Below are 17056 nucleotides of genomic sequence, written 5' to 3'. Positions count from 1 at the left end.
GACGAAAAATACTGCTCTCTAACGTGTCTTTATAGTTTCGCCAGCATCGCGCGCGTCACCAGTACAACGCCATCTTCCGAACGGTAAAAACGACGGCTGTCTTCATCGGCATTCTCACCAATCACCATGCCTTCCGGGATCTGGCAGGCGCGGTCAATCACACATTTGCGTAAACGGCAGGAACGACCCACATTCACATCCGGCAAAATAATCGTCGAATCAATATTGCAGAAAGAGTTGATGCGCACCCGCGGGAACAGCACGGAATGCACCACCACCGAGCCTGAAACAATCACGCCACCGGCCACCAGCGAGTTCATGGTCATACCGTGACTGCCCGACCGGTCTTGCACAAATTTGGCGGGCGGCAGCGGTTCCATGTGTGTACGGATGGGCCAGTTGCGGTCGTACATATCCAGTTCCGGCGTCACCGATGCCAGATCCAGATTCGCGCGCCAGTAGGCATCAAGCGTCCCCACATCCCGCCAGTACGGCGGCAATTCGTCGTTTTGCGTCACACAGGACAGGCCAAACGGATGCGCGCGCGCTACCCCCTGACGGGTCAGTTTCGGGATCAGGTCTTTGCCGAAATCATGGCTGGATTCCTCACTCGCCATGTCTTCTTCGAGCATGCGGAAAAGATAGTCTGCATTAAAAATGTAGATGCCCATGCTCGCCAGCGCCATGTCCGGATTGCCCGGCATCGGCGGCGGATCTTTAGGTTTCTCGACGAAACTGGTGATCTGATAATCCTCCGTCACGCCCATTACGCCAAATTCACTGGCTTCGGAAATCGGCACTTCGAGGCAGGCGACGGTACATTCTCCGCCCTTCTGTACGTGGTCGATGAGCATCCGCGAGTAGTCCATTTTGTAGATATGATCCCCGGCCAGAATCACGACAAACTCGGCGTTATAGCGACGGATGATATCCAGATTCTGATACACCGCATCGGCGGTGCCTTTGTACCAGTGTTCGGTGCTGTGGCGTTGCTGCGCCGGCAGTAAATCCACAAACTCGTTCATTTCTTCATTGAGGAAAGACCAGCCTCGCTGGATGTGCTGAACCAGCGTATGTGACTGATATTGTGTGATCACGCCGATGCGGCGGATCCCTGAATTCAGGCAATTCGACAGGGCAAAATCAATGATGCGGAATTTCCCGCCAAAGTGGACGGCGGGCTTTGCCCGGGTAGAGGTCAAATCTTTCAGTCTTGAACCCCGTCCCCCGGCCAGAATCAACGCCACGGATTTCAGCGGCAATTGTCGCGCCAGCATGACCGGGTCCCGATTATCTAATGTCGCCATATCTGACTCCTTCGTTTTTATAGTTACCGGCTCTGTGGAGTAAAATCTTGTAGGACACAGAGGGTTTTTGCTGCTGCCCGCCATTGCGAGCCTTCCGTGACGCGCCGGGGTTCCTCATCAAAAAGCACGCTGTTAAACGGCGCAACCGGCTGCCAGTTCCCCGGCGGCAGATGCAGTTCAACCTCATGCAGTGAGGCATTCACGATCAACAACCAGCGCCGCGACAGGCAGATTTGCAGCCATTGCTGCGGCCCCTGCTCCCAGTCGCCGGTACTCATCGGTTGCCCCTGTTGATTCAGCCATTGCACATCTTCGCTGCCTTCCTGCCACCAGCGGTTTTGCGTCAGTGCCGGGATTTTCCGGCGCAACGCAATCAGCGCAGAGGTATAGGCCATCAGGCTTTCATCGGCGTTTTCCCAATCGAGCCAGGTCAGCGGATTGTCCTGGCAATAGGCGTTGTTGTTTCCCTGCTGGCTGTTGCCCTGCTCGTCACCGGCCAGCAACATCGGCGTGCCCTGTGACATAAACAGCGTCGCCAGCAATGCCCGCTGGCTGAGACGGCGTTGTCGCAATACGCCGGCAGATGCCTCCAGCCCTTCCTCGCCGTGGTTTTGGCTGAAATTTTCGTTATGGCCGTCGCGGTTTTCCTCCCCGTTAGCCTGGTTATGTTTCTGGTTAAAACTCACTAAATCGCGCAGCGTAAAACCGTCGTGCGCAGTCAGCATGTTGATGCTGGCGTAAGGTTCGCGCTGCGCGGGATTGAATGTGTCCGCCGACGCCGCGATACGCCCGGCAAACTGCCCGATGGAGATATCGCCGTGCAGCCAGAACTGGCGCATTTCATCGCGCCAGATGTCGCTCCATTCGGCGAAAGGTGCCGGGAACTTCCCGAGCTGATAGCCGCCGGTGCCGATGTCCCAGGGCTCAGCAATCAGTTTGATGTTTGAAAGGACAGCGTCCTGCTTAATCGCCTCGAAAAGCGGCGATTGCGCGGTGAATTCCGGCGTTCTGCCGAGAAGCGTCGCCAGATCAAAACGGAAACCGTCAACGTGACATTCGCGTACCCAGTAATGCAGGCAATCGAGCGTCCAGGCGATCACTTCGTCATTTGTCAGGCGCATCGCGTTGCCGCAGCCGGTCATGTTGTTGTCCGAGCCATCGTCGTTGAGCCAGTACCAGCTGGCATTGTCGATTCCGCGAAACGAAATAAACGGCCCGTCGATATCCAGCTCCGCACTGTGGTTGAATACCACGTCGAGGATCACTTCTATGCCCGCCTGATGCAGCGCTTTCACCGCGGATTTGAATTCGCTCAGCGCCGACACGCCGCCCAGCCCGCTGGCATAACTTTGTTCAACCGCGCAAGGCGCCAGCACGTTATAGCCCCAGTAATTGCTCAGGCCGAGACGTTGCAGACGCGGTTCGTCGGCATGATGCTGAACCGGCAATAACTCAATGGCCGTGACACCCAGATGCTGCAAATATTCGAGCATGACCGGATGCGCCAGCCCGGCGTAAGTACCGCGGATGGCTGCCGGAATACGCGGATGCTGGCGCGTCAGCCCGCGCACATGCGCTTCGTAAATCACAGTTTCGCCCCACGGCGTGGCGGGCGGTTTGTCGTCTTCCCAGTCAAACTTACCGGCGACGACCACCGATTTCGGTGCCACCACGGCGCTGTCCTTATCGTCCGGCGCATCGGTGCCGCCGCTGAACCGCGCGTTATCCAGAAGGACACCGTCAATCGCCCGCGCGCTGGGGTCAATCAGCACTTTTTTCGGGTTAAAGCGGTGGCCGTTTTGCGGGTCAAAAGGCCCGTAAACGCGGTACCCGTAACGCAGCCCGGCTTTCGCTTCGGGCAAAAAACCGTGCCACAAATTGCCGGTCCGGCCGGGTAAAGGCAGATGCTGCTCGCTGCCGGTCTCATCAAAAAGACATAACTCCACTTTTTCCGCATGCGCGGAGTACAGGCAAAAATTCACGCCGTTATCTCTGAGATGTGCGCCAAATGGCGCGGCCTGACCGGTTTCGAGCTGTTTCATTACGCCTCTTCTCTTCGCAAATAGACGGTCGCCAGCGGCGGAATGGTGATGCTGATCGAATGCTCACGCTGATGATGGCCGATGTTTTCACTGTAAACGTCACCGCAGTTCCCGACGTTGCTGCCACGGTAGAAGTGCGAATCAGTATTGAGAATTTCGTGATAACGCCCCGGACGGGTGATGCCAATCCGGTAGTGTTCGCGCGGCACCGGCGTAAAGTTGCTGATAACAATCACTTCGCCGCCGTTTTCATCGCGGCGCGCAAAGGCAAAAATGGAGTTCTCATGGTCGTCAACCACCAGCCATTCGAAGCCGCGCGGGTTGTAATCGAGCTCATACAGCGGCGCGTTGGCCTGATAGGTCAGATTTAAATCACGCACCAGATGCTGAACGCCGCTGTGCCAGCCGGTCGGGTCATCCAGCAGATGCCAGTCGAGGCTGGCGTCGAAATTCCACTCGCGTCCTTGTGCAAATTCACCGCCCATGAACAGCAATTTTTTGCCCGGATGCGCCCACATGAAACCGTAATACGCGCGCAGGTTGGCGAACTTCTGCCAGGTATCGCCGGGCATTCTGTCGAGCAGGGATTTTTTGCCATGAACCACTTCGTCATGCGAAAGCGGCAGAATGAAATTCTCGCTGTAGGCGTAAAGCACGCCGAACGTCATGAGATTGTGGTGGTATTTGCGGTGAACCGGATCCAGCTGCATGTACTGGAGCGAATCGTGCATCCAGCCGAGATTCCATTTGTAATGGAAGCCCAGCCCGTTGGCATCCGGCGGCATGGTGACGCCGGGATAATCCGTCGATTCTTCCGCTAACGTCACCGCGCCACCCAGTTCGCGCCCGATGGTCTGGTTGGTATATTTCAGGAAGGCAATCGCCTCGAGATTTTCGCGGCCACCGTAATAGTTCGGGATCCACTCTCCGGCTTTGCGGCTGTAATCACGGTAAATCATGGAGGCCACGGCATCGACACGCAGGCCGTCAATGCCAAAGCGCTCAATCCAGTAAAAACCATTCCCCGCCAGATAGTTACGTACTTCGTGGCGGCCATAGTTATAAATCAGCGTATTCCAGTCCTGATGATAACCTTCGCGCGGGTCGGCATATTCATAGAGCGCGGTGCCGTCAAACTCTGCCAGGCCGTGGGAATCACTCGGGAAATGCCCCGGCACCCAGTCGAGGATCACGTTCATACCAGCGTCGTGCGCGGCATCAACGAAGGCTTTGAAATCCATCGGCGTGCCGAAACGACGGGTCGGCGCGTACATGCCCAGCGGCTGATAACCCCAGCTGCCGTCAAACGGATGTTCGTTAACCGGCATCAGCTCAATGTGCGTAAAGCCCATCCATTTGGCGTAAGACACCAGCTGTTCCGCCAGCTCGCCGTAGCTCAGCCAGAAGTTATCGTCGGTATGACGTCGCCACGAACCCAGATGAACTTCGTACACCGAAACCGGCTGATTCAGCGCGTTGGCTTTCTTTCTGGTTTCTGAAAACGGTACGACGTCCGGGATTTTTCGCACGCAGGACGCGGTGTCCGGGCGCATCTGGGCTTCAAATGCGTAAGGATCGGCGCGCAGGGTAATATTGCCGCGACAGTCGATAATTTCGAATTTATACAGCTGACCTTCGTGAACGGCCGGAATGAACAGCTCCCAGATGCCGTTTTCACGACGCTGGCGCATCGGATGGCGGCGACCGTCCCAGAAATTGAATTCACCGACCACCGAAACGCGTGTCGCGTTCGGTGCCCAGACCGCAAAACTGACGCCATCGACATCGTCGAGCGTTTGCGGATGCGCGCCAAGTTTTTCGTATGGCCGCAGATGTGTCCCTTCCGCCAGCAGCCAGATATCCAGTTCCTGCAACAACGTGCCGAAGCGGTATGGGTCGTCAATCACATGGAGATTCTCGCCCCAGCGCACTTCCAGCTTGTAACGGAAGGCATTTTTACGGCGGGGAATAAGGCCGACAAAAAAACCGCGATCGTCATAACGACGCAGTTCTGCGACCTGTTTAGCTTTTTCTACATCAATGACCCAGACCTGATCGGCATCCGGCAACAGCGCACGAACTTCCAGCCCGGCGCTCACGGAATGCATTCCCAAAAGAGAAAAAGGATCAGCGTAATGGCCAGATATAATTTGATTAATGACGTGCTGATCGGGAAGTACAGACATGAATTTCGTCCTATGATTAATTAAATCAATAAATCCAATAAAATCATTCAGGTATTCAATACGAAACGTGATCCCAGTTTGCTCCCCTTTTTCCTGTCACTTTGTGATCTGGCGTGATTTCGTTTTGCCATAAAATGCGCGATGGCGCTTATGTTCACAATTTCCAAATAAGTTTCTGTTTCAGCTTCTCAAAGAGGCAGAGCTCTTCTACTAAGCATAGACAAAGGTTCGGTAAATCAGTGGACAGAAGCCGATGAATTTTTCGCAAAATGAAATTCAGAGGGTTGCGCTGGGAAAATGCGGTTTAACGGTGAAGTGATTGAAGACAGAAATAAAAACGGGACACCGTGCTGGTGTCCCGTTGGGACGAAATCAGGGTAACTATGCCGTTACAGCAAGATGCGCAGCATGCGGCGAAGTGGCTCTGCCGCGCCCCACAGCAACTGGTCACCGACGGTGAACGCAGACAGATATTGCGGGCCCATATTCAGTTTACGCAGACGACCCACCGGCGTATTCATAGTGCCCGTCACTGCCGCTGGCGTCAGTTCACGCATCGACAATTCACGATCATTCGGGATGACACGAACCCAGTCGTTATGCGACGCCAGCATTTGTTCGATTTCTGGAATCGACACGTCTTTTTTGAGTTTCAGCGTGAACGCCTGGCTATGGCAACGCAGCGCACCGATGCGGACGCACAGGCCATCCACCGGAATGATGCTGGACGTGCCGAGAATTTTGTTGGTTTCCGCCTGGCCTTTCCACTCTTCTTTGGTCTGGCCGTTATCGAGCTGTTTGTCGATCCACGGGATCAGACCGCCCGCCAGCGGAACACCAAAGTTGTCAGTCGGCAGCGTGCCACTGCGGGTCAGCGCCGTCACTTTACGTTCGATATCCAGAATGGCAGAAGCCGGGTTTTCCAGTTCTTTCGCGACGCTATTATGCAGCATGCCCATTTGGGTCAGCAGCTCGCGCATGTGCCGCGCACCGCCGCCGGAAGCGGCCTGATAGGTGGCAACCGACGCCCACTCAATCAGGTCATTGGCGAACAAACCGCCAAGGGACATCAGCATCAGGCTGACGGTACAGTTACCGCCCACAAAGGTTTTGATGCCTTTGTCGATCCCCTGATGGATCACCGCGCTGTTGACCGGGTCGAGGATGATTATCGCGTCATCTTCCATTCTCAGAGAGGATGCTGCGTCAATCCAGTAGCCAGACCAACCGATTTCACGCAGCTTCGGGTAGATTTCATTGGTATAATCGCCGCCCTGACAGGTGATGATAATGTCCAGCGCACTCAGTGCGTCCAGATCATAGGCATCCTGCAAGGTACCAGACTGCCCCGTGAAAGAAGGCGCGGCCTGACCGTGCTGAGAGGTGGAGAAGAATACCGGACGGATAGCGTCGAAATCGCGTTCTTCAATCATGCGTTGCATGAGTACAGAACCGACCATTCCACGCCAGCCAACGAAACCTACATTTTTCATAATATCTGTCCTGCCCTGAGGGTGATAACGGCTTAAAAAGCTTAACGCGCGTTTTGCACTACGTTGGCGCCTTTTTATGATGCGCCATGCTCTGTTAACGCGCTGGTCTACCACCTTACAAAATGTACTAAAAGTGGCAAGTGAATTTAATCAATAGTGCCGCCATTAATAGCAGCACAACTTATAACAAGCATTTTTAACCCGAATTTCATCATTCTGAGGTAATCATGACCGAAATGATTTCAGCAACCATTTTGCTGTTTTTAATTATGGATCCGCTGGGCAACTTACCGATTTTTATGTCGGTGTTAAAACATCTTGATCCGAAACGCCGCCGCGTGGTGCTGATCCGCGAAATGCTGATTGCCCTGATCCTGATGCTGATTTTCCTGTTCGCAGGGGAAAAAATTCTGTCGTTCCTGAATTTGCGCACTGAAACCGTGTCGATTTCCGGCGGCATCATCCTGTTCCTGATTGCCATCAAAATGATTTTCCCGTCGGAAGAGAAAAGCAGCAGCGGTTTACCCGCCGGTGAGGAACCGTTCCTCGTACCGATGGCCATTCCGCTGGTCGCCGGTCCGTCAATTCTCGCCACGCTGATGTTGCTTTCGCATCAGTACCCGAATCAGATGAGCCACTTAACGCTGGCGTTATTTATCGCCTGGGGCATGTCGATGGCTATCCTGCTACTGTCGAACGTTTTCCTGAAACTGCTCGGCGACAAAGGCGTCAGCGCCCTTGAACGTCTGATGGGCCTGATCCTGGTGATGCTTTCGACGCAGATGTTCCTGGATGGGATCAGAGCGTATTTGAAGATTTAGCGGACAGTCGTGACAAAAAGGCGAGCCACACGGCTCGCCTTTTTCGTTTCTGACGAGAAAAACCTCGCGTTGAACTCTTACCCTGTGAGAGTATTATCCGGCCATCTTGAGTCATGGAATGAGTCATATGGAATATCTGGAGTTTATCGAAACCCCGACTTTTAGCCGCAAATGCAAAGAGCTGCTGACTGAGGAGGAATATCGCCAGTTTCAGGTATACCTCACGCATTATCCCGATGCAGGGGCTTTGATCGTCGGGACGGGCGGTTGCAGAAAAGTCCGCTGGGGTAACCATCGTCGGGGGAAAAGTGCAGGTGTGCGGGCGATTTATTATTACCTGTGCGCTGATGGTCAGATTTACATGCTGCTGGTTTATCCCAAGAGTGAGAAAGATTCTCTGACGGAAAGCGAAAAATCGATTTTGAAAAACATTGTACGAAGTCTGTCGTGACACAGGAGATAGACCATGACGAAAGAATTCTTTGAAGAATTGCGACAATCCGCTGAAGAAATGGTCGCGATCCGTAAAGGTGAGATGGCACCTGCGCATATCACGCGTATTTCCATGCCTGAAGTAAAACAAATTCGCACAAAAGCAGGTGTTAAACAGGATGAGTTCGCCCGGCTGCTTGGTGTTTCTCCCTCGCTGGTGCAGGCATGGGAACAACAAAAGCGTTTGCCAAATGGCGCAGCATTGAAGCTGTTGAAAATGCTGGAACTGAATCCGCAAATTATCCAGACGCTTAAAACAATTTAAAATGATGTAAAAAAGGCGAGCCACACGGCTCGCCTTTTTTATGCTCACAATTTGTCGTCAGACAACCATCGACAGCAACAAGCATCCGCCCAGGCCGCAGAGGGAAATAATGGTTTCCAGCACCGACCAAGATTTGAAGGTTTCGACGATGCTCAGGTTGAAGTACTCCTTGAACAGCCAGAAACCCGGATCGTTGACGTGAGAGAAAATAACGCTGCCGGAACCCACAGCTATAACCATCAGTTCAGGGCTGACGCCGGTAGTCGCAATCAACGGAGCCGCGATACCGCCTGCGGTGATCGCCGCAACGGTTGCGGAACCCAGCGCGAGACGTAAAACGGCGGCAATTGACCAGGCCAGCAGGATCGGTGATAAGTTGCTGCCATCCATCAGGGCTGCAATGTATTTCTCAATACCGCTGTCGACCAGAACCTGCTTGAACGCACCGCCACCGCCGATAATTAACAGCATCATCGCGATGATTTTGATGGAATCGGTCACGGTTGCCATGACGTCTTCCATTTTACGGCCACGGTTCAGGCCGAAGGTGAAAATGGCGATCAACACCGCGATAAGCGTTGCCATCACCGGGTCACCGAAGAATTCAGCGTACGCCAGAACCGGATGGCCTTTTGGCAGGACCATTTCGCAAACGGCGCGGAATGCCATCAAAATCACCGGCACCAGAGAAGTCGCGACGCTTACGCCAAAGCTTGGCATCTCTTCTTCAGTAAAGGTTTTCGGGTTGAACAGACCTTCCGGCACCGGTTTATCGATACCTTTCAGGAAGCGCGCAAACACCGGCCCCGCCAGAATTACCGTTGGCACCGCCAGCAGCGAACCGTACAGCAAGGTTTTGCCCATGTCCGCATGGAAAATGGTCGCGATTGCGGTCGGGCCCGGGTGCGGAGGCAGGAAACCGTGAGTCACGGATAACGCCGCCGCCATCGGCACACCGACGTACAACAGTGGCAAACGCGCAGCCGCGGCAACGGTGAAGACCAGCGGCAGCATCAGCACGAAGCCGACTTCATAGAACAGCGCAAAACCGACGATAAAACCGGTCAGCACGATGGCCCACTGAATGTGCTCACGGCCAAATTTTTCGATAAGCGTCGTCGCGATACGTTGCGCGCCGCCGCAATCCGCCAGCATTTTACCGAGCATGGCCCCGAAGCCCATGATCAGCGCCAGGCTGCCCAGCGTTCCGCCTACCCCGTTTTTAATCGACGTAATAACTTTATCGACCGGCATACCCTGCATAATCCCGACCGCCAGGGCGACCAGGATCAGCGCGATAAAGCCGTTCAGCTTAAATCGGATCATAAGTAACAACAGCAGTGCAACGCCCACCGCTACAATAACTATTGGCATATTCTTCCCCTCATGCGGTCACCGTGGCATCGTGGCCAGACAGATGACGCATTGTTTTTAATTTTCAACATGTTGTAGGAATTAACAGTGCAACGGGTACAGACCGCGACCGCTAAAACAGCAGTGCATTCCTTTGTGATATTAGTCACATCTCCATTTGTTACCGGTATCATGATACCGGTAACATGCTAATATTAGGACTCACTACGCAGTCGAAATGTTCATTTTGGGATAGAGATCATACTTATGGCAGGACAAAGCATCATTCTGATGGGCGTGTCAGGCAGCGGTAAATCCACCGTCGGCGCGGCACTGGCCCGTGAAATTAACGCAAAATTCATCGACGGTGATGATCTTCATCCCCGCGCAAATATTCAAAAGATGGCCAGCGGTACGCCGCTCAATGACGACGATCGTGCGCCGTGGTTATTACGTCTGAATGATGCAGCTTACAGCCTGCGCCATAAAAATGAAACCGGCATTATTGTCTGTTCCGCGCTGAAACGCCGCTACCGCGACGCGCTGCGCAAAGACAACGAAGGCATGGTGTTCATCTACATGAAAGGCAGTTTTGACGTGATTGCCGAGCGCCTGAAAGCGCGCGCCGGGCATTTTATGCCGACCGATTTACTGAGAAGCCAGTTCGATGCGCTCGAAGAACCGGGCGAAGATGAGCCGGATGTCTTGCGCGTAAATATCGATCATAAGTTTGAAGGTGTGGTCGATCGCTGCGTAGCGGCCTTGAAAACATTACAGAAGTAAGACTTTCTCCTCCCCCTGCGAAGGGGGAGGAATTTTAAATCAAATACTTCCGCCTGCCGAGATGGTGAACCCTACATCCACCATCCTCGGAAAGACTTCTTCGCCGCGCAATCTTGCCAGCAGGCGTTCGGCTGAAATCTGCCCCATTCTTTCGCGCGGCGTGAGTACGCTGGCGAGCGGTGGCTCCATCGCCTGCCCCATGTTGTGACCATGGAAACCGGCAATCGCCATTTGTGACGGAATACTCAGCCCCTGACGTAAACATTCAAAGAATGCGCCCGCCGCGAGGTCATCGTTGGTGCAGAAAATACTGTCGATTTGCGGCCAGTCTTTTTGCGCCTGACGCAGTAATTCCGCACCGCCGCTGTAGCTGGATGAACGGCTGGTCATCACGCTGTAAGGCTCCAGCCCGGATTCACGCATCGCCTGCTCGTAACCCTGCTGCTTGATGATCGTACGCTCATCCTGACGCGCGCCGAAATACACCACATGCCGATGCCCGTGCGCGATGATCTGCTGCGTCATCTGCCGCGCGGCTTCGAAGTTGTTAAAACCGACCGCCAGATCCACGCACGGCGAGACGCAGTCCATCATCTCAACTACCGGAATACCGGCCACTTCGATCATTTTCAGCGTACGCGCGGTGTGATGGCGTTCGGACAAAATCAGGCCGTCAATATTGTAAGAAAGCAGTGACGTGAGACGCTGTTCTTCGCGCTCCTGGCTGTAGCCGTAGTGCGCCAGCATGGTCTGGTAGCCGTGAATATCCGTGACACTCTCGATGCCACGCAGCACTTCGGCGAACACCTGGTTGGTCAGTGACGGCAATAACACGCCAATGGCGCGACTTTTGGCGTTCGAGAGAATATCCGGGGCGCGGTTTGGGATGTAACCCAGTTCATCGAGCGCAGCCGAAATCTTTTCCTGCAAGGCGCTGGAAACTTGTTCGGGATTGCGCAAATAACGGCTGACCGTCATTTTGGTGATGCCCACTTTGTCGGCAACATCCTGGAGTACGGGCCTTTTTTTCTTCACGTTTTTCAATGAACTGGATTAAGGGGATCAGAGCGTAATGGTAGCAAACAATCGCGCAGGCGGATATCCGTTGCTGCGCGACATGAGATGTGGGTCAGAAAGGGATAGAAAGCTGCCCGCGAACCGGTGCGCCCGCGTTCGCTGAAAATTGCCCGGCGAGCAACGCCATGGCGGTTTGTGCCAGCGTTTCCAGCGGATACGTGATGGCCGGAACGGCGGAAATCCCCGGCGGCAACGTGCTGTCGAGGCTGAAAACCATCACGCTGGCGGGCACGGCGCGCCCGTGTTGCGCGAGCTGGCGCAGGGCGTCCTGTGCGCTGGCATCGTCCGGCACCAGCAATGCGTTGAACGGAACGTTTTGCGCCAGCAACTGCGTAAGCGCCTGTTCGCCACTGTGGACCAGCCGCCGGTCGTACGGCAGCAGGAATTTTTCCAGCGCCTGATGATAACCCTGCAAGATTTGTCCGGCGGTTTCGCCGTTTTCTGCATTAATCAGCGCAATCTGCCTGCGTCCTTGCTGCAAAACATACTGGCAGGCTGTTTCGGCGGCAAAGCTGCGGTCAAAGTGAATGCTGCGGTCGGAATCTTCATCCAGACAATCAATAGTAATCACGTTTTCCGGCAATGGCGGCAGTTCAAAGCGCGCGCCGATAACGATCATCGCATCGCATAATCCTCTGCCGATTTCGTTAACTGAATGCGCCAGACCCGCCGCATCCGTGGCGAATCTCAGCAGCAAATATTTCTGGTTTAGCCGTAACTCTTTTTCCAGCGCGTGCAGATAACCGGTGGACTGGTTGATGTTTTCTGCCGCGCAAATCACGCCGATACAGCCGGTGGACTGCGTGGACAGCGACTGCGCAATCACGCTCGGTTTGTATTGCAGCGTTTCCACCGCCTGCATTACGGCCAGGCGGCTTTCCTCTTTGACACCGCGGCTGCCACTCAGGACACGGGACACCGTCGCTTTCGACACCTTCGCCAGCCGCGAAACGTCGTTAATGTTTGCCATGTCTTTCCTTGTGTTAATCGAAACCGTTATTTTCAGATACCGCCGCGAACCATTCGCCGCTTTTCTTCACCGTCCGTTTCTGCGTTTCCAGATCCAGCTGAATGAAACCATACCGGTTTTTATAGGCATTCATCCATGACCAGCAGTCAATAAATGTCCACATATGATAGCCGAGACAGCCGCTGCCTTCCTGCAATGCCCGGTGCAGCCATTTCAGATGTCCGCTGACAAATTCTATGCGGTAATCGTCCTCAATCCGTCCGTCTTTTTCGAAGCGCAGTTCATGCTCAACGCCCATGCCATTTTCAGAAATGAAACAGCGCGGATTGCCGTAGTTTTCACGCAAATTAGTGAGGATATCGTAGATCCCCTGCTCGTAGATTTCCCAGCCACGGTGCGGGTTCATTTTACGCCCCGGCATGACGTAGTTATCAAAGAACCATTCCGGCATAAACGGACTTTCTGGATTGACCATGCTGTCGCGGCACTGAATGCGGCGCGGCTGGTAATAGTTGATGCCGAGCAAATCCACCACGCCCTGTTGCAGCAGCGCTTTATCACCCGGTTGACAGGCCGGCAGCTGATCGTGTTTTTTCAGCAAATCTACCAGTTCCTGCGGATATTCACCGCGCAGCGCCGGGTCAAGGAAACTGCGGTTAAACATCAGATCCGCAATATTCGCCGCTTTCAGATCTGCCGGGTTTTGCGAGCGCGGGTACGATGGCGTCAGGTTAAGAATGATGCCGATTTCGCCGCCAGGGTTGCGGGCGCGATAGGCTTTCACCGCCAGAGAATGCGCCAGCATGGTGTGGTAAGCCACAGTGGCTGCACGTCTGAAATCCACCACATTCGGATAATGGAAGTCATAAAGATACCCGCCTTCCACCGGCACGACCGGTTCGTTGAACGTGAACCAGTGCTTCACGCGATCGCCAAACAGCTCAAAACACGTATCGGCGTATTTGGCGTAAGCCTGAACGACATCACGGTTTTCCCAGCCGCCGATTTCCTGCATCGCCATCGGCATATCGAAGTGGAACAGATTGATAAACGGCTGCACGCCCTGCGCCAGCATTTCGTCGATAACCTGATTATAAAATGTGACCGCTTCCTGATTCACTTCACCGCGTCCGTTGGGGATCAAACGCGCCCAGGAAATCGATGTGCGGAAAGTGTTGTGGTTCAGCTGTTTCAGCAGCGCGATATCTTCGCGCCAGTTTTTATAAAACGTCGATGTGTCCTGCGGGCCGACGTCGTTATGGAAACGCGTCGGTTGCTGCGAATACCAGTGATCCCAGACCGTCGCACTTTTACCGTGGCTCAGGGTTTCACCTTCCGTCTGCGGCGCAGAACTGGCACTGCCCCACCAGAACTCTTTTGGAAATGCGTATTTCATCGTTATCCTCGCTGTCCGTTGCTTTGCGTTTTAGCTGTTGACCGGTACGGCGTTACCCGCCGTTTGGGCACCGGCTTTTTCCGCTTCCTGTTTCAGCAACGTACGTTCATAGGCTTTCAGGAACGGGTAATACATGATGGCTGATAACACCATACAGAACAGGCACATAATTACCGGACTGAATGCCCAGTTTGCGGCCCATGACGCACCAATTGGCGCAGGCGTTGTCCAGGGTGTGAGCGACACCACTTGCGCGACCCAGCCGAGTTTGGTGGCGGTATACGCGAAAACGGCGTTGAGCATCGGCACTAAGGTGAACGGCAGGAAAAACACCGGATTCATGATAATCGGCGTACCAAACAGGATCGGTTCGTTGATGTTAAAGAAGCTCGGCACCACGCCCATTTTGCCAATGGTGCGAAGATGCACGGCCTTGCTGCACAACAGTAATATCGCCAGCGGCAGGGTCGAGCCGACGCCGCCAATCAGCAGATAGTGATCCCAGAAACCTTGCAGATAAATGTGCGGCAGCGGTTCGCCTGCCTGTAACGCGGTCTGGTTCAGCGCAAGATTGGTCATCCAGAACGGGTTCATAATGCCGGTGACAATCAGCGCGCCGTGAATACCGGCGAACCACAGCACCTGACAGATAAATACCGAAATCAGAATCGCCGGCAGGGAATCAGACGCAGAAACCAGCGGCGCGAGCAGATGCATAATCGCTTCAGGAATAATCATGCCCGTGGCGGACTGAATAAACAGGTTCAGCGGATGCAGCGTGGCGACAATCACGACGACCGGGATCAGGATTTCAAACGAGCGCGCCACGCCGGTCGGGACTTCTTTTGGCAGGCGGATCGTAATGTTGCGACGTTTGAGCAGCGCATAGACTTCGGCGGCGTAAATCGCCGTCAGGATCGCAGTGAAAATGCCTTCACCGGAGAAGTATTGCGTCGAAATTTGTTTGTCATGGTAGGGCGCAGCGACCAGCAGAAAGGCCATAAACGCCAGCAGTCCGGTCATGATCGGGTCGAGTTTGTAGTGTTTACCGAGACTCGCGCCGATACCGACAGAGATGAAAAAAGTCATCACCCCCATGCTCAGATACCACGGCAGCATCAGCTGTTCGCGGTATTTCAGCGACAAATCCAGCCAGCCACGCGCGAAACCCCAGGTGGTGTCCGGTGAAAATGGCGGAAAAATGAAGACCAGCATAAACGAGCCGATAATCATAAAAGGCAACGCCGCGATAAATCCGTCACGAATGGCGATCACATGCCGCTGCTGACCGACGCTGCCGGCCAGTGGCGTGATGTGCTTTTCGATGACGTTAACCATCGCCTGATAAAGGCCACTCATACGCGGCTTCCTTCCTGTGCGATCAGGCCGAAGGCGAAGTCGAGTACGTTGTCGCCGCGCTGCATGCCGTAATCCATCATGTTGATGACTTCGACCGGAATATTGAATTCTGCGGCCCTTTTGGATAAATCAGCCTGCATATAACGCACCTGCGGCCCGAGCAGCACCACCTGATAATCACGGAATTTCTCGTCAAACTCGCTGGCCCCGAACGCATCAATCTGCACGTCTTCGCCGCGCTGCGCAGCAACCTCTTTCATTTTGCGAACTAATAAACTGGTCGACATTCCCGCCGAACAACAAAGCATGATTCTTTTCATTTTTGCTTCACTCCCAGATGATTTATGTTCTGCCCGTTTCTCTTGCTGAGGGTATTTGAATCACTTTGGAAACCGGTTTCCATAGAACAGAAACCAATGTGCGAAGGGGGTCAAAAAATTGCCGGTCGATTTGTTGCGGGTGTGAATGCCGTCACGAAGCTGAAAGATTCAGCAATGCAAACGCGGGGAAAAGGACTAAGGGACAAAAACAAAAAAGGCGACCGGAGTCGCCTTTAGCGGAGTGCCAGAAATCATCAGACCGGTGGCAGGTCGAAAAGCAGAATTTCACTGTCTTCATCGGCGTGAACGGACAGCGCCGTTTCATCCCAGATCGCCAGCGCATCGCTCGGCCCGGCTTTCTGGCCATTGATGGACACCGTGCCTTTCACCACCTGGATCCACACGCGGCGTTCAGCCTGAATCTGATAAACAGACTGTTCGTCTTTTTTCAGCGCCCAGCGGGACAATTCCATATCCTGGAAGACTTTCAGCGAACCGTCACGGGCGTCCGGAGAGAGCACCAGCTGGCGGCCCTGCGGCGCGTCAAACATGCGTTGTTCATAACGCGGTTCCAGCCCTTTTTGATTGGGAATAATCCAGATCTGATACAGGTGCAGTTTACGGTCACTGTTGCCGTTGTACTCGGAATGCGTCACACCGGTCCCGGCGCTCATAATCTGGAATTCACCGGCCTGAATCTGCTCTTTATTGCCCATGCTGTCCTGATGTTCCACAGTGCCTTCGAGCACGTAAGTCAGAATTTCCATGTCTTTGTGCGGATGCTTACCAAAACCCTGCCCCGCATCGATGAAATCTTCATTGATCACCCGCAGCGCGGAGAAGCCCATAAAGTTCGCATCGTAGTAATCGGCGAAAGAGAAGGTATGCCAGCTTTCCAGCCAGCCGTGACTTGCGTGACCGCGTTCTTGTGCTTTGCGTAAGTAGATCATGTTCAACTCTCCTCAATGTTTTCTCTAGTCTAGTCAACGGCTGAGAATAAGAAAGCGTAAAAACTTCACCCCTCTGTTCAAAAAATATGAACAAATGCAGATGATTAAATCCAAAGGATTTGTGGAAGACATGAGAAGGATTTGGAAAAGAGAAAAGATGTGTTTTTTTTCGAAATAGTTCGTGTTGTGGGAAGGCGGCAAGAAAGTGAATCCCGATGAGCATACATAAGTATGTGATTCGG

15 protein-coding genes are annotated in these 17056 nt (G+C 53.8%); 4 read left to right on the top strand and 11 right to left on the bottom strand.

What is annotated here, in order from left to right; translation table 11 throughout:
* Positions 1–29: 29 nt before the first annotated feature.
* The 4 genes from glgC to asd form a co-directional block, all read right to left on the bottom strand.
* Complete coding sequence (glgC, locus tag J8X26_RS04735; protein WP_152327563.1) at positions 30–1307, bottom strand: glucose-1-phosphate adenylyltransferase; 1278 nt, start codon at positions 1305–1307, stop codon at positions 30–32.
* Between the two features lie 23 nt (positions 1308–1330).
* Positions 1331–3349: a glycogen debranching protein GlgX gene (gene glgX, locus J8X26_RS04730; protein WP_152327564.1), complete on the bottom strand. Its 2019-nt coding sequence runs from the start codon at positions 3347–3349 to the stop codon at positions 1331–1333.
* Positions 3349–5535, bottom strand: coding sequence for a 1,4-alpha-glucan branching enzyme (glgB, locus tag J8X26_RS04725; RefSeq protein ID WP_208950276.1), 2187 nt, complete (start codon positions 5533–5535; stop codon positions 3349–3351). The genes glgX and glgB overlap by 1 nt, the downstream gene beginning before the upstream one ends.
* A gap of 389 nt (positions 5536–5924) precedes the next feature.
* Positions 5925–7028 (bottom strand): aspartate-semialdehyde dehydrogenase, encoded by a 1104-nt coding sequence (gene asd, locus J8X26_RS04720; RefSeq protein WP_120132887.1) that lies wholly within the window; start codon positions 7026–7028, stop codon positions 5925–5927.
* Between the two features lie 227 nt (positions 7029–7255).
* Between asd and J8X26_RS04715 the strand changes: the two genes are divergently transcribed.
* The 3 genes from J8X26_RS04715 (at position 7256) to nadS (ending at position 8606) form a co-directional block, all read left to right on the top strand.
* On the top strand, positions 7256–7849 hold the full coding sequence (locus J8X26_RS04715) for a YhgN family NAAT transporter (protein WP_152327566.1): 594 nt from the start codon (positions 7256–7258) through the stop codon (positions 7847–7849).
* Between the two features lie 127 nt (positions 7850–7976).
* On the top strand, positions 7977–8300 hold the full coding sequence (locus J8X26_RS04710; RefSeq protein ID WP_152327624.1) for an addiction module toxin RelE: 324 nt from the start codon (positions 7977–7979) through the stop codon (positions 8298–8300).
* A 15-nt stretch (positions 8301–8315) separates the two neighbouring features.
* Positions 8316–8606, top strand: a complete 291-nt coding sequence (gene nadS, locus J8X26_RS04705) for a NadS family protein (RefSeq protein WP_129637682.1) — start codon at positions 8316–8318, stop codon at positions 8604–8606.
* A 57-nt stretch (positions 8607–8663) separates the two neighbouring features.
* Here the strand turns inward: nadS and gntT are convergent, their stop codons facing one another.
* A complete protein-coding gene (gene gntT, locus J8X26_RS04700; protein ID WP_152327567.1) occupies positions 8664–9980 on the bottom strand; it encodes a gluconate transporter in 1317 nt (438 codons plus the stop codon).
* 246 nt (positions 9981–10226) lie between these two features.
* Here gntT and J8X26_RS04695 point away from each other — a divergent pair, with 246 nt between their 5' ends.
* A complete protein-coding gene (locus tag J8X26_RS04695) occupies positions 10227–10742 on the top strand; it encodes a gluconokinase (RefSeq protein ID WP_152327568.1) in 516 nt (171 codons plus the stop codon).
* A gap of 39 nt (positions 10743–10781) precedes the next feature.
* On the opposite strand, the gene gntR is transcribed toward J8X26_RS04695, so the two are convergent.
* From gntR to J8X26_RS04665, 6 genes are all read right to left on the bottom strand, one after another.
* Entirely contained in the window at positions 10782–11777 is a 996-nt protein-coding gene (gene gntR, locus J8X26_RS04690) for a gluconate operon transcriptional repressor GntR (RefSeq protein WP_152327569.1), read from the bottom strand.
* Positions 11778–11871: 94 nt separating this feature from the next.
* On the bottom strand, positions 11872–12789 hold the full coding sequence (locus tag J8X26_RS04685) for a LacI family DNA-binding transcriptional regulator (protein ID WP_165060933.1): 918 nt from the start codon (positions 12787–12789) through the stop codon (positions 11872–11874).
* Positions 12790–12802: 13 nt separating this feature from the next.
* Positions 12803–14185: a glycoside hydrolase family 1 protein gene (locus tag J8X26_RS04680; RefSeq protein ID WP_208950275.1), complete on the bottom strand. Its 1383-nt coding sequence runs from the start codon at positions 14183–14185 to the stop codon at positions 12803–12805.
* 30 nt (positions 14186–14215) lie between these two features.
* Positions 14216–15544, bottom strand: a complete 1329-nt coding sequence (locus J8X26_RS04675) for a PTS sugar transporter subunit IIC (protein WP_208950274.1) — start codon at positions 15542–15544, stop codon at positions 14216–14218.
* On the bottom strand, positions 15541–15864 hold the full coding sequence (locus J8X26_RS04670; RefSeq protein WP_152327573.1) for a PTS sugar transporter subunit IIB: 324 nt from the start codon (positions 15862–15864) through the stop codon (positions 15541–15543). The genes J8X26_RS04675 and J8X26_RS04670 overlap by 4 nt, the downstream gene beginning before the upstream one ends.
* A 254-nt stretch (positions 15865–16118) precedes the next feature.
* Positions 16119–16814: a pirin family protein gene (locus J8X26_RS04665; RefSeq protein ID WP_152327574.1), complete on the bottom strand. Its 696-nt coding sequence runs from the start codon at positions 16812–16814 to the stop codon at positions 16119–16121.
* Positions 16815–17056 lie beyond the last annotated feature (242 nt).

The sequence above is a fragment of the Rahnella sp. ChDrAdgB13 genome (genome assembly GCF_017655185.1).
GTDB lineage: Bacteria > Pseudomonadota > Gammaproteobacteria > Enterobacterales > Enterobacteriaceae > Rahnella > Rahnella contaminans.
This window is presented reverse-complemented; position numbering and strand designations above follow the sequence as displayed.

What these genes read in the sequence shown, in the direction of transcription:
- glgC (WP_152327563.1), bottom strand. Translation starts at nt 1,307, where the DNA reads ATGGCGACATTAGATAATCGGGACCCGGTCATGCTGGCGCGACAATTG.
- glgX (WP_152327564.1), bottom strand. Translation starts at nt 3,349, where the DNA reads ATGAAACAGCTCGAAACCGGTCAGGCCGCGCCATTTGGCGCACATCTC.
- glgB (WP_208950276.1), bottom strand. Translation starts at nt 5,535, where the DNA reads ATGTCTGTACTTCCCGATCAGCACGTCATTAATCAAATTATATCTGGC.
- asd (WP_120132887.1), bottom strand. Translation starts at nt 7,028, where the DNA reads ATGAAAAATGTAGGTTTCGTTGGCTGGCGTGGAATGGTCGGTTCTGTA.
- J8X26_RS04715 (WP_152327566.1), top strand. Translation starts at nt 7,256, where the DNA reads ATGACCGAAATGATTTCAGCAACCATTTTGCTGTTTTTAATTATGGAT.
- J8X26_RS04710 (WP_152327624.1), top strand. Translation starts at nt 7,977, where the DNA reads ATGGAATATCTGGAGTTTATCGAAACCCCGACTTTTAGCCGCAAATGC.
- nadS (WP_129637682.1), top strand. Translation starts at nt 8,316, where the DNA reads ATGACGAAAGAATTCTTTGAAGAATTGCGACAATCCGCTGAAGAAATG.
- gntT (WP_152327567.1), bottom strand. Translation starts at nt 9,980, where the DNA reads ATGCCAATAGTTATTGTAGCGGTGGGCGTTGCACTGCTGTTGTTACTT.
- J8X26_RS04695 (WP_152327568.1), top strand. Translation starts at nt 10,227, where the DNA reads ATGGCAGGACAAAGCATCATTCTGATGGGCGTGTCAGGCAGCGGTAAA.
- J8X26_RS04685 (WP_165060933.1), bottom strand. Translation starts at nt 12,789, where the DNA reads ATGGCAAACATTAACGACGTTTCGCGGCTGGCGAAGGTGTCGAAAGCG.
- J8X26_RS04680 (WP_208950275.1), bottom strand. Translation starts at nt 14,185, where the DNA reads ATGAAATACGCATTTCCAAAAGAGTTCTGGTGGGGCAGTGCCAGTTCT.
- J8X26_RS04675 (WP_208950274.1), bottom strand. Translation starts at nt 15,544, where the DNA reads ATGAGTGGCCTTTATCAGGCGATGGTTAACGTCATCGAAAAGCACATC.
- J8X26_RS04670 (WP_152327573.1), bottom strand. Translation starts at nt 15,864, where the DNA reads ATGAAAAGAATCATGCTTTGTTGTTCGGCGGGAATGTCGACCAGTTTA.
- J8X26_RS04665 (WP_152327574.1), bottom strand. Translation starts at nt 16,814, where the DNA reads ATGATCTACTTACGCAAAGCACAAGAACGCGGTCACGCAAGTCACGGC.